Here is a 12,290-nt window from a genome sequence, read left to right as displayed (position 1 = left end):
GCGGTCCTCCTAATGGGCCGCTTTTTTGTTTGCCTGATTTTGGTTTTAAATAAACCCCTTGTGGAAAAAAGGTAAAAAAGGAGGCGTTAGCATGAAGGTGATTGTAATCGGTGCCAATGGAGATGTCGGTGAGCATGTAATCAGGAAGCTCGCTGACAGGAAGCATGAAGCTCTTGCCGTTGCGGCAAATGAAAACCAATTGGAAGATCTGATCAAGCTGGGAGCAGCACAGGCAATTGTTTATGACGAGGAGAAGCTGATCCCCTATCTTCAGGCATCAGATGCCGTGATTTATTTAACAGGCGTCAATCCTAAAAAACATACGGGCAAAACCGTTATGGTCGATCACCAATCTATATCCGACATCATCCAATTGGCACAAAAATCAAATGTCAGGCGATTTGTGATGCTGAGTGCAGTTAAAGCGGAGGAAAGCGAAACAGACCCTTCACGCAAAATTGCGGCGAAGGATCTACCGGAGGATATGCTTAAAGCTGCCAATCTAGTATACACAGTGATTCGGATTGGCCAATTGACGGACAATCCCGGGAATGGAACCATTACCCTGTCGAAGAAAATCCATGACCGAAAGGCTGAGATACCGCGAGAGGATGCTGCTGAAGTTCTGGTCGAGTCCCTTGACCAGGAAGCGATCTTTCATTCAACCATTGAAGCAGCCTCGGGAGACACCCCTATCAGTGAAGCCCTAAGCCAGTTTTAATAGAAGGAGGATAAAATGAGTTTAACAGATTACCTTGTCATTGCATTATTCGTATTTATCTCATTGGTTATTTTCGTCCCTGTCATTCTATTTATATATTGGTATATAAAAGATGACAGGCAGAAGCAGCACTCCATACTGAGGAACTTCCCGGTAATCGGAAAGGTGCGCTATTTCGCAGAAAATGTGGGGCCTGAGCTAAGACAGTACCTGTTCAATAATGATACAGAAGGCAAGCCTTTTTCCAGAAAGGAATACCAGGATGTTGTGAAAGCCGGCAAATACAAAGAAAGATTAATAGGCTTCGGATCGATAAGGAATTTTGACGAAGAAGGCTTTTATATACGAAACACCCTGTTTCCAAAACTGGTTGATGAAATGAAGGTGGATAATACAAGGAAAATAAACACACGTGTTTATAAGGTCGATGGGGATAATCTTTTTTCAAGAAAGGAGCACAGCGAAGAAAAATTGGCTGATCCTTACTATCTTCGGGATGAGGATGCGGTCGTACTGGGAGAAAACAGCTGCCGGCAGCCATTCAGGGTCAAGGGACTTGTGGGACAATCGGCCATGAGCTATGGATCTCTCGGTGAAAAAGCCATCACGGCCCTTTCCAAAGGGCTTGGCCTTGCAGGAGGAACCTGGATGAATACCGGTGAAGGCGGCCTTTCTCAATATCATTTAGCCGGCAGTCCCGACATCATTATGCAAATCGGTCCTGATATGTTCGGTGTCCGAAAGGCCAATGGGGAATTCTCATGGGAAGAATTTAAAAAGAAAAGTGAAATACCTGAGGTCAAGGCCTTTGAACTCAAGCTTGCACAGGGTGCAAAAACCCGCGGCGGCCATGTGGAAGGCCAAAAAGTAACCGAAGAAATCGCCAGTATCCGGCTTGTCGAAGTCGGCAAAACCATTAATAGTCCAAACCGTTTCTATGAATTTGATAATGTCCCTTCCATGTTCGATTTTATAGAGGAGCTCAGAAGTGTTGGCGGAAAGCCTGTCGGTATGAAAATTGTAGTAGGTGACCTGGATGCTCTCGAAAACATGATTTCCTATATGAAGGAGAGCGGCAAAGGCCCTGATTTCATCACAGTGGATGGCGGCGAAGGCGGAACAGGGGCGACTTATCAGGAGCTTGCAGACAGTGTGGGGCTCCCTATCCAATCCGCCTTGACAGTTGTCGATGAAATGCTGAGGGAGTATGGGGTACGGGATCGTGTGAAAATCATCGCTTCCGGTAAATTAATCACTCCTGATAAAATTGCCATTGCGCTTGCGATGGGAGCGGATCTGGTCAATATCGCCCGCGGTTTTATGATCAGCGTCGGCTGCATTATGGCCGGTGTCTGCCATACCAATCACTGCCCGGCAGGGGTGGCGACAACCGACAAAAAGCTTCAGGATGGATTAATTGTTGAGGAAAAGCATTACCGTGTCTGCAACTATGTCATTTCGCTCAGAGAAGGGCTTTACAATCTGGCGGCAGCGGCAGGAATTGATAACCCCACCCAGTTTGAAAGAAAACATATTGTCCATAAAGATAAATTCGGGAGAGTCTCTCCTATCGAGGATATTCTGCATGCCGCCAAACGCGCACAGCTGCAGAAGGAAAACTAAACAAATGAAAGCCCGGTCCTGAATGGTCCGGGTTTTTATAAGAAATAAGATTTACCATCCGCACCTTTTTCTGACATAAAGTGAAACTTCAATCAGTGGGGGGTTCTTTATCCCCCACTGATTGTTAGTTGAACTAATCGGGCTTTTACGGGCAGTTAGACCCCCACTTATCCTCCTTTGATTCCTCTGAGTCTTGAAAAAGGGGTCTTACTGCCCGTTAAACTGCGATAAAAACAGGACTATCGTGTTATTTTGAGGTTATCATTCGAAATCCCCCCGCAATAAAGGTATAATTTAGTTTGGTAAAAAAATAGATACCGAGAAAAAAAGTGTTTACATAAGGGAGGATTTTAGGATGGGATGGGTAATTGCCATATTATTTGGTTCAGCAGTCGTGCTGCTCATTTTATCGTTTTTTAAAACGGCGCAGTCGAAATCAAATATTGAGCAGCAAATTGATCAGGTTACTTTTACACTAAAAAATGAAATTCATGAGCTTCAGCAGCAAATTAGAAATATTGAATTGGACGCGGAGATTACGGCTAAGCAATCAGGAGCTATGAGCGGGCCATCAGATGAAAGATTGCTGCTTCGCGAAGTACTGGATATGCATAAACGCGGATATTCCAATGAAAGCATTGCATTAAAAAAACAGCTTACGCCTAACGAGGTTGATCTGATGCTCTTGCCTTATTCAGCGAACAAGGGTGAAAGGAGCATGGTTGCCCAATGACACCAAATTCCTTGCGCAGTTTTGCAGCGGGCCTTTTAGCGGCTGCCATTTTGACAGGAAGCGTTTACCTATTTGGACCTTCTGAAGCCAAGAGTACTGAAAAACCAGCGGATAAAACAGTGAAAGCGGAAAAGCTGTCAGATGAAGAAATGATTGACCTGCTGGCATCCAAAGGCTACGTCATCAACACGGAAGATGAATGGAGCAAGCAGCTTGCTGCTGCCGCAAAGTCCAGCGAGAAAAAAGAGGATAAAGCAGACAAGAAGACCGATGACAAAACCGGCGAAAAAGTTGTTTACCGGACTATTTTAACCGTATCCATGGGCATGACCAGCATTGATGTGGGGAACGCGCTTGAAAAAGCCCACATAATTGAAAGCGGCATCCAATTCTATAAAGATGTAGAAAAACGCGGTCTTGAGAATGATCTGCGCCCCGGCACGTTTGAAATTGAAAGCGGAATGACGACGGACGAAATCATTTCGGTAATTTTTAAATAAGCAAAAGCTCCTTTTCGGCTTGAAAAGGAGCTTTTTTTTATATTTCAATCGCAAAATGATTAATTTGGCCGCACAGGAACCTTTCTGTGCGCATAACGCCAATTTATGTGCACATAAGATTTTTCATGTGCAGAAAAAAAATCTTATGTGCGCTCCAAAACAAAGACTGCTTACTCTTTCAAAAACCCGCGGATAACCTCAGCAAGTTCTTCCGGTGCTTCGTACATGCTCATGTGCCCCGCATCATCAATGGTCACCTGCTTGATGTTAGATTCTTTGACTGCAAATGATTTCTCAGGAGGGACAATCTCGTCCTGTTCTCCAGCAACAATTAATACCGGCAGCTCTGTCTTTTTTAAAACATGACTGCGATCACCGCGCTGTTTCATTGCTTTTAGGGCAGCCTTTGCCCCTTCAGCACTTGTACGATAGCCAATTTCTTTTGCCAGTTGAATTTCTTCGGGAAGTTTCTCCCCTGGTGCAAACAGCTTCGGCACCAGTCCATCTATAAAGGATTCCATTCCCTCTTTATCAATTTTACCGGCAGCGACATCCCTTCCCTTCTTCCCTTCTTCAGAATCCGGGCTGGCTGTTGAATGGATAAGGGAAAAGGACTTCAGCTTGTCCTCATACACTTCAGCAAATGCAAGGGTTACATAGCCGCCCAATGAATGGCCGAAAAGAGATACTTGTTCAAGTTCCAGCTCATCTATAGCCCCTTTGATTGCTTCAGCCATCCTCTCAATAGAGGGTTCGCCATCCGGCAGTCCTGACTCTCCATGCCCCGGAAGATCGGCCGCAATCACGCGAAAGTCCTCTGCCAATAATGGAATGACCCTTGCCCAGTAATCTTTGCTGCCGCAAAATCCATGCAGCAGTACAAGCGGCTCCCCTTTGCCTTCATCATAGTATGAAATGGCTGTTCCATTTACATCTATTCTTTTTGCGCCCATTCTGAAAACCTCCTTTAGTTTGCAAGCAAATCCTGATATTCGCTCTTTCGGTCAAAAACAGCTTTGGCATATGAGCAGGCAGGCACAATCTTATATCCCTTGCTGCGTGCCTCCTGAACAACGCTTTCCAGAAGCTTTCCTGCAATTCCCTGTCCGCGCAGGGAGTCGCTTACATATGTATGGTCTATGGTTATGACAGAATCGCCGCTTGGAATATACGTAATTTCCGCTATCATATTCCCTTCTTCATCATTCATAAAAAACCGGTTTTCTTCTTTTTGGATATCTGTATTCATATCATTTCCTCCTGTATTTAAGATGAACTCTATTCTTTCTATCTTGCTTTCCCTCCTTTTTGGAGAGACTAAACCTTCCTCCTCGTGATTTCCTCACACAAAACCCGCGCATGGTTATGAATGGGATCTTTCGCAGCATATAATAATGTAACATTCTGCTCTTCTGCCATTCTTGCCAGCTCATCTATTTTGCGGATTTTACCGTCTTGTGTCCGCAGCTCTTCAAGATATTTTTCCCGGAAATCTTCAAAAAGCTCAGGCTTATGGTTAAATGCTTTTCTCAGTTCATGACTCGGCGCAGCCTCTTTTTCCCATGCTGACAAACGGGCATCTTCCTTTTTAATTCCGCGGGGCCACAGCCGGTCAATCAGCACCCGATAGCCGTCCTCTTCTTCGTATGGGTCATAAATTCTTTTAATGAAAATTCCGGTCAATTTAAGACACCCCTTGTATATCCCTTGTGATTTGCTATTATTATAAACATAATATACAATTTTTTCTAATTCAATCAAATGTGAGGTGCAGGAAATTTGACAGGTACTATTGCCGTGATTATGATTTTCTCTATTCCCATCATTGCCATCATGACTGTTCACACTCAAAAACTCGCAAAGATCAAACATAATATGATAAAAGATGAAATCACCCTGGAAAAGCTGAAGCAGGAAAACTTTCTGCTTGAAACAGAAAAGATGAAGCTCGAATTGGAGCAAATGAAGATTGAAAGTCCTAAGGATCTGACCAAAATCATATGAGCAAAAAATCCCCATCTTACACAGAAAAGGGTTCCGTTTTGAAGTACTTTTCTAAAAAAATGCACAGAAATGACAGTCCTTTGACATCCAATATGGCATACAAATAGCAAAACTCGCCCCTAAAATGGCGAGTTTTCTTTGTAATAAATTAGTCGTTCTTATTGAGCTAATACCCGTTCGTTCCAATCTCGATTAACTCCCTCGTTACATGCTGTACTCTACATTAAGTTATTACTGACGAACATCCCTATAAGCCAACCAACGATTCCACTTAAAACACCTAAAATAATCACAGTTAGTGAAATAACGAATATGAATTATTCACAAGCTACAGACCAGATAATAGCTAAGAAGTTCTTTTCAGCCTTTGATGTCTTATTGTTATCAAGACATGCATTTTTTGTGCTTTCAAGTGAATTAAAGTTTGAGATAATAGCCATTGAGAAAATGACAGTACTATTATCCATTTGGAAACTGTTATAATAAAGTTGTTTGTAAAGCCTCAGTTAACATGGAATCAAAACTTTCAAATGATTGGATTTGGGTTCCAGAGGGTTTGTCTAATTCAAGATATATTTCCTTATGCAGGTCTAAACAGTACCAGGCTGTATCAGACTCTCCCCAAAATATATATTGCTTTTGCCATTCATTTTCATACCAAATCTCGTTTGTATCAACAAACCCCTGAAGATCTTCAACTTCTTGGTCATCAAGTAGATGTTCATCAACACCATAAATGACCAACCCATTAAAGTCTAATCCATTTACAGTTTTCAAAAACTCTACATAAGACTTTGGTAATTCAATATTCCCTAATTTCTCCTGAATGTCCAGCTGCAACTTGCTGATCTCTACATCCGTAACTGGATTCCTTAGTGAACTTCCATATTTCTTTTCAATTTTTTTTATTTGTATCAATAATTCTTTCCACTGGGCCATATCTTCTCATCCCTTCTTTATTTAAAAGGTTCCGGTGGGTAAACCTCATCTTCAAAAATTGGCCAATTAATCTTCTTACTTTGTGTAGGAGTTAACTCTCTTGTTAGAGAGTTTTGTTCATTCGTAACTGCTTTATGATATGGATCATTTTTTATCAATACCAAGTTAGTAAAATCATTGGTACCACCATCATCTAAAGGCAAATTGTGATGGACTTGCCATCCCTTTGGATTAAGGCCATCTTTCATTCTGGCAATATCATTATTATCTAACCCTGCGTTTCGAAGAGTTTGTATTCTTATTGGGTCGTTAGCAAAAGTTTTAAGGAAACTTTTCTTTACAGAATTATTAAAGGTCCTTCTTAATTGCGCAGTTTCTTCTGGAAGTCTTTTTGTATATATAATCTCTTCTACTTTCACGCCTTTTAAGTGGACTTTTTCTCCCTTTAATGTACCGATAAAGTAATCATCTTTTTCAATTTTATCTGTAGGCTTGGAACTATACCCCTCAACTGTTAACTTCTTAATCTGTGTCAAAGGATTATGAAGTACATTGTAAGGTACTATGCCCTGAGCTGATCCTCCTACCATTGCTGGTGTTGGCCCATGCGTCTGAAATGAAAGTCCCTTTTCTCCCTTAGTAACCTGGCCTACCGTTTTGGCGATTGTACCGGCTTTACCAATTCCTTTATCCCCGAGAAATCCAATTCCAAGGGTAGTCAGGCCATAGGTAAAAAAGGCTGTCCGACTTTTAGCATCTCCATTGACAACATCCCTTTGCCAGGCATTGGTAACAGCGGACCATATGTATTTCGGCATATCCAGAGCCTGGCTTACTTTTCCGATGGGATCATTTAATATTCCTAGATAGAATTCCTGGTGCTTCCTTTGGTTTTCGATTAACTGGTCACGGTTAAACAGCAATTCACTGCCCAAAAACAGTGGATTAAATGGGCCCATGATGTTCCTGCCCAGCTCATAGGTCGACTTCAGCCCATCCCATGTATCCCCTACGGCTTTGGATGCCCCCTCAATAGCTCCTTCAGCTATATCCTGAAGAATACCTTGGCCACTTCCTGGATTAGGATTCGATATTTCCTCCTGGTAATCCTTCCAGCTGAGAGATTTAGGCTGATATTGGGCCAGAGATAAGCTGCCGCTTTGGAACATGCCCGCCATTTTTTGGATGTACTGGTTCATGAGGGATAGATCTTGCAGTAGAGGCTCCAATGCAGCCGTTTCCTGATGGTCGAAGTCCTCCAGTTTCTCAACGGTTTCTTGACTTGAATCCTCAGCTCGCTTTGATGTCTGGATAAAACGGCCATCCTCCAGCCGTGGAAGCACAACAATATCACTTACTGACTTCATAATCTCATTTGCTTCATGTGTTAGATCTGCGGTAATCTGCAGGGTGCTTCTCAGCCCCTGTTTGAGCTCATACACCAGGAATTCCTGGCGGATTAAGCCTGAATGAGAGGGTTCAAGATCCCGCAATGAACCTATGAAACTTTTTAAATAGGATTGATACTCGCCAATCCAGAATTCAAGGAATTGCAGAAAAGGCTGGTGGCATTCCTGGTAATACGCAAGTATAGCATGGCCGCCCTGCCCTTTAAAAGCATCTTCGAGAGACACCAGCTCCTGGATGGATACCTGAACTTGATTTACCTGATCTTTAAGGATAGATAATTGATTGCTCGTCTCGTCGATTCCTGCAAGCAAGGAATCTGCTTCTAATACCTTCAATAGAATCAGCTCCGCATTATAAATTCCATTTTCTTCTATTTCATCTTAAAGGACCCGGGCAATTAGTTGAATAGGAATTTAGGCATGAAATAGTGTAAAAAGTTCCTTAAAAGCTGTTAATTCCTTTAAATATGCTGTAGTCATCATTGATCCCGACTTAAGGTAAAACATAGCTGCATAACCCACTCTTAATTTTTTGGGCTGTTTTCGTAAACATTGTTGCTTACTATCAGGTTATAACAAAAAAACTCGCATTAGAAAATTGCGAGTTTTTATAATTTAAGGATTTGCTAATTCAATTAAAGCACCCGAAAACGGAACCATTTACTTACACGATTTTCGTTTTACATTTTCTCAATAATTTTACCGGCCGTTTCTGCCCCATTTTCAATGCAATCAGGAATGCCGACACCGTAATAAGAGCAGCCTGCAAGCCATATTCCAGGGTATTCCCGGCCCAGTCTGCTTTCAATGGCTGCTACTGTCTCAGGATGGGAAATCAGATAGTTCGGCATTTTTTCAGTCCAATTTGTCACTTCACTGGCTGCAGGCTCGGCCGTAATGCCAAGACTTTTTTCAATATCAGCCAGAGCCGTCTTCAAGAGCTCTTCTTCACCCATTTCCTTTAGAGAGGCAAAGGCCGGATGACTGCTTTTATAAAATAATCTTACAAGCAAATTACCGCTTTCCGATGTATGCTTCCACTTGCGGCTTGTCCATGTACAGGCATTGCAGGTTAGTTCATCCGTATTGGCCGTGATGAAGCCTGTCCCGTCTTCAAGCAGTTCGCTGTCTGGAATATCATAAGCAAGATAAATAGAAATCAGGGAACTGTTCTTCAACGGTTCGAACTCCGCTTTTAGCTCCTCATCATCAAACAGGACTGCAGCTGCATTATGCGGAATGCCGAGCACTATATGATCTGCCTCCAGGCTTTCGCCATTTGAGAAATCAACCTTATATCTGCGATCTGTCTTTTCTATTTTAACAGCCTGTGTGCTTTTTACTATTTCTGTTCCGTCCAATCTTTCTTCATAAGCATCAATTAATGTATCCAGGCCTTTATTAAAGGAAAGGAACTTCTTTCCCCCGCCGCTCTGGAACACCTTTTTATTTTCCTCGAACCCTCTTATGATGCTGCCGTATTTTTCTTTATAATCAAACACCTGCGGAAGAGTCGAAGCAATGGTTAATTCACTGAGATTTCCGGAATATACTCCCGAAAGAACAGGCGCAATTTGTTTTTCCACCAATTCTTTTCCAAAGAAGTGCTCAAGGAAATCGCCGATCGAATCGTTCTTTGTAAATCGGTCATTTTTCGTATAAAAATCCTTCAGGGCTTCAACCTTTCCTTCTGCTGAAACAAGTGTTGATTTGGCAAGAGATTCAACACTGGCCGGAATCCCAAATACAGAATCTGCCGGGATCAGCTTCAGCTCGCCGTCAGTGTAAATATACGACCGTCCCGCCGCATTGTACACAACCTCTTCTTCCAAACCGAGCTCCTGGATAAAATTCATCGCATCCGCTTTGCGGGCAACAATCGAATCAGCACCCGCCTCGATTGTGAAGCCGCCTTCTCTTACTGTGCGGATTTTTCCGCCAAGCTGTTCTGCTGATTCCGCCAGCACCAGCCGTATATCCTGATCGTTTTCTTTTTTCCACTTATTCAGTTCATACATAGCGGACAATCCTGTTACACCGCCGCCTATGACTAATACTGTTTTCACTCGTATGCACCTCAGTTTACATCCAATTCATATATAAAGTGTACCACAACATGTAGAGATGAAAGTACGTGAGGGTTTGTCCATTTTTCAAAAACATTATCATTTCCTGAACCAGTTCGCATGCTCATCCATATGCAAAAAGGGAATGTCCGTATCCACTTCACCAGTGATTCTATTCATTTCAATATCCTGGCCATCGAGCCAATGCCCAAAGTCAAAAATTACTGGCTCTCTGTCGCCGCCGAGCGCAAACCAGGCTTTCATCTCTCCCGGCAGATAGGCTGATGTATGAATGGTCCCTGCCCAGCTTCCATAAAGATCTGAAAAGACACCTTTATCACTATCATTCAGAAGGCGGAATGCATCATGTGCATCCAGGCGCCCATCCTGACGGCTTTTCATGACATCCAGCCTGCGCAAGCTGTCAGCCAGATGGTTGCGGTTTTCATCCTTCATGATTTCAAAATGGTTTGTACAGGCAGTCGTCTGACGGACCTCTACACCTCTCGGAGATGTTTCCACTGCATATGTCTCTCCGCTTGTATCATACACCACATAGGTAAAGGAATGGCGGTGCGGAATTTCCTTCAGCATCTCAACCGCTTCTTTGACATTTGCACATGCCTCCAAAATCAGGCGGCCGATCATGCAGCAGATAAAGCCATCAGCAGGCTTTTTACGGTTCATGAAATTATAGCCGATGACAAGCCCTTTTTCATTCATGCCATCCATCCGGCCAGTCACCCTCTGGCTGGGACCCATAATCGCAAAGCCCTGATCGGTTGGCTGATAAAAGGTATAGCGCCCTTCATAGGTTTTCGGATGGTAATCATAATTGCGGACCAGGTAATCAGCCCCTGTCAGAATGGAACAGCCTGAACGGACATAATCAAGTCGATACCCGCCAAATTCCTGTAACACCCGCTTCATCGGCCATTGCAGCGCTTCCTGTATCCCAAGCAGCTCATCCCAGATTCCGGGCGCAAACCTCGTAATTGCTTTTTTCACTTCTGCTTCATTTATTGAAAAACGCGGCTTCCGTACCTTCCACTGATCCTCCCGATTTTTAACAGAAAGAGAATCCTTTATTCGCTCTCCCTGCATAAAGCCAAAATCAAAGTGAGTGCCGCGAAATTGAATAATATCACTGTAAATCTTTTTCAAAGTTGATCCCTCTTCTATTCGTTTCTTTTATTTAGAATAAAGGAAGGCTGCACGAAATTCCAGCCGAGGGATTTATGAAATTCTATATCTCTTTCAGTTTAATGCTATAAAACCTCATACTTTTCGGAATTCCTTTTATCGCAAATACACCGTTATAAATTAGGGATCTTACTCTAAACTCAGCAAAGCCATCACCAATTGGCTCATCCAGATGCCCTATCACTTCCCCGATTAATCTGGCTGATTTTATAAAACCCTTGTTGCTTTTATGAAGCTTCCTGGCTGATTCGATGATATAGTCATCAAAATAACTCTCTGGCATACTATGTATTTCATTCTCTTCCCATATGCGCAGTACTTCCTTTGTCATGGAGAGCGCCTGCCAATCCGATACAAACCTGGTTCTTTCTTCTGCAGATAAGGGGCTTCCCATGTTTTTATCTAATATGATCTTCAGTTTTTCCGGAGCTGCTTCACCTGAGTGCCTTAAAAGGACTTGATTCTTTTTCGCAGGAAAAAGCTCCTTATATGACTGAGCAGTATTAATAACATGCACATTATTATCTTTGTTTCTTAATACGTACAGGAAAAACCGCAAACCGGTTTGTTCATCGGCGTTGTCAGCGGTCCAGATCACGATCGGTTTTCTTTCAGGAATGGCACCAATCTCCTCGAGTGCTGAGGCTATTTTTCTTTCATATTCCTTTTCCAGATAATCCTCAGGTATATTAATATGATCCTTCAGCCATTCTAATCGATGTTTTCTCCCCTCCTCTTCATCCATCCTCCAGAGAGGTCCATTGCTGAAAAAGTCAGGAAAGCCAATGACTTTATTCTCTTTACTGAGACCAACCTTTAAAGCGCCTGCCGGTGATTCTCCACACACAATGTGGTATGTTTCATATTCCCGCTCCAATTTCCTCCCCTGGGAATAAAAAAATATCTTTTTTTGAATATCATTAAGCAGTTCCATGATCTCTTCCTGAGAATCAGCACTGTTTTTTAATAAGTGAACCCGAAGCAATATGTTAAATAAATAGCTCTTCGCCCCATGCTCCGGCAGTTTCTCAATTGCTTCCCGCAATTCGTCCAACATTATAATCATCCTTTGTAAATGAATTGGAAATCTAT

Annotated in this window: 13 protein-coding genes; 5 read left to right on the top strand and 8 right to left on the bottom strand. The window is 42.7% G+C overall.

All coding sequences use genetic code 11. The features are described from left to right. The first annotated feature begins 91 nt into the window (after window positions 1–91). The 4 genes from BK139_RS15005 to BK139_RS14990 all read left to right on the top strand — a co-directional run bounded on the left by BK139_RS15005 (window position 92) and on the right by BK139_RS14990 (window position 3,577). The gene (locus BK139_RS15005; RefSeq protein WP_076260278.1) at window positions 92–721 is read left to right on the top strand and encodes an NAD(P)H-binding protein; all 630 of its coding nucleotides are present in this window, start codon (window positions 92–94) and stop codon (window positions 719–721) included. 15 nt (window positions 722–736) lie between these two features. Continuing rightward, window positions 737–2,344, top strand: a complete 1,608-nt coding sequence (locus BK139_RS15000; protein WP_076260276.1) for an FMN-binding glutamate synthase family protein — start codon at window positions 737–739, stop codon at window positions 2,342–2,344. Window positions 2,345–2,699: 355 nt separating this feature from the next. Next, window positions 2,700–3,077, top strand: coding sequence for a hypothetical protein (locus tag BK139_RS14995; RefSeq protein WP_076260274.1), 378 nt, complete (start codon window positions 2,700–2,702; stop codon window positions 3,075–3,077). Then, window positions 3,074–3,577 carry a hypothetical protein gene (locus tag BK139_RS14990; protein WP_076260272.1) on the top strand — a complete coding sequence of 168 codons (504 nt, stop codon included), beginning with the start codon at window positions 3,074–3,076 and terminating at the stop codon, window positions 3,575–3,577. Before BK139_RS14995 ends, BK139_RS14990 begins: the two co-directional genes overlap by 4 nt. 170 nt (window positions 3,578–3,747) lie before the next feature. Here BK139_RS14990 and BK139_RS14985 read toward each other — a convergent pair whose 3' ends face one another. The 3 genes from BK139_RS14985 to BK139_RS14975 form a co-directional block, all read right to left on the bottom strand. Further along, the gene (locus tag BK139_RS14985; protein ID WP_076260270.1) at window positions 3,748–4,530 is read right to left on the bottom strand and encodes an alpha/beta fold hydrolase; all 783 of its coding nucleotides are present in this window, start codon (window positions 4,528–4,530) and stop codon (window positions 3,748–3,750) included. A 14-nt stretch (window positions 4,531–4,544) separates the two neighbouring features. Next, entirely contained in the window at window positions 4,545–4,826 is a 282-nt protein-coding gene (locus BK139_RS14980) for a GNAT family N-acetyltransferase (RefSeq protein ID WP_061794303.1), read from the bottom strand. Window positions 4,827–4,894: 68 nt separating this feature from the next. Continuing rightward, window positions 4,895–5,260 (bottom strand): DUF488 domain-containing protein, encoded by a 366-nt coding sequence (locus BK139_RS14975; RefSeq protein ID WP_076260268.1) that lies wholly within the window; start codon window positions 5,258–5,260, stop codon window positions 4,895–4,897. Window positions 5,261–5,356: 96 nt separating this feature from the next. On the opposite strand from BK139_RS14975, the gene BK139_RS14970 reads away from it, so the two are divergent. Beyond that, a complete protein-coding gene (locus BK139_RS14970; protein WP_076260266.1) occupies window positions 5,357–5,581 on the top strand; it encodes a hypothetical protein in 225 nt (74 codons plus the stop codon). Between the two features lie 477 nt (window positions 5,582–6,058). On the opposite strand, the gene BK139_RS14965 is transcribed toward BK139_RS14970, so the two are convergent. From BK139_RS14965 to BK139_RS14945, 5 genes are all read right to left on the bottom strand, one after another. Continuing rightward, complete coding sequence (locus tag BK139_RS14965) at window positions 6,059–6,520, bottom strand: YrhA family protein (protein ID WP_076260264.1); 462 nt, start codon at window positions 6,518–6,520, stop codon at window positions 6,059–6,061. A gap of 17 nt (window positions 6,521–6,537) precedes the next feature. Next, entirely contained in the window at window positions 6,538–8,265 is a 1,728-nt protein-coding gene (locus BK139_RS14960) for a T7SS effector LXG polymorphic toxin (protein ID WP_083675390.1), read from the bottom strand. A 344-nt stretch (window positions 8,266–8,609) separates the two neighbouring features. Continuing rightward, window positions 8,610–9,995, bottom strand: a complete 1,386-nt coding sequence (gene hemG, locus BK139_RS14955; RefSeq protein WP_076260259.1) for a protoporphyrinogen oxidase — start codon at window positions 9,993–9,995, stop codon at window positions 8,610–8,612. A 99-nt stretch (window positions 9,996–10,094) separates the two neighbouring features. Next, the gene (locus BK139_RS14950) at window positions 10,095–11,159 is read right to left on the bottom strand and encodes a C45 family autoproteolytic acyltransferase/hydrolase (RefSeq protein ID WP_076260257.1); all 1,065 of its coding nucleotides are present in this window, start codon (window positions 11,157–11,159) and stop codon (window positions 10,095–10,097) included. Window positions 11,160–11,241: 82 nt separating this feature from the next. After that, window positions 11,242–12,255, bottom strand: a complete 1,014-nt coding sequence (locus BK139_RS14945) for a DUF1835 domain-containing protein (RefSeq protein ID WP_076260255.1) — start codon at window positions 12,253–12,255, stop codon at window positions 11,242–11,244. Window positions 12,256–12,290 lie beyond the last annotated feature (35 nt).

Source organism: Paenibacillus sp. FSL R5-0490 (assembly GCF_001956215.1).
Classification (GTDB): Bacteria; Bacillota; Bacilli; order Bacillales; family Cytobacillaceae; genus Cytobacillus.
The sequence above is the reverse complement of the archived record's forward strand: the minus strand, read 5'-3'. Positions and strand labels throughout refer to the sequence as shown.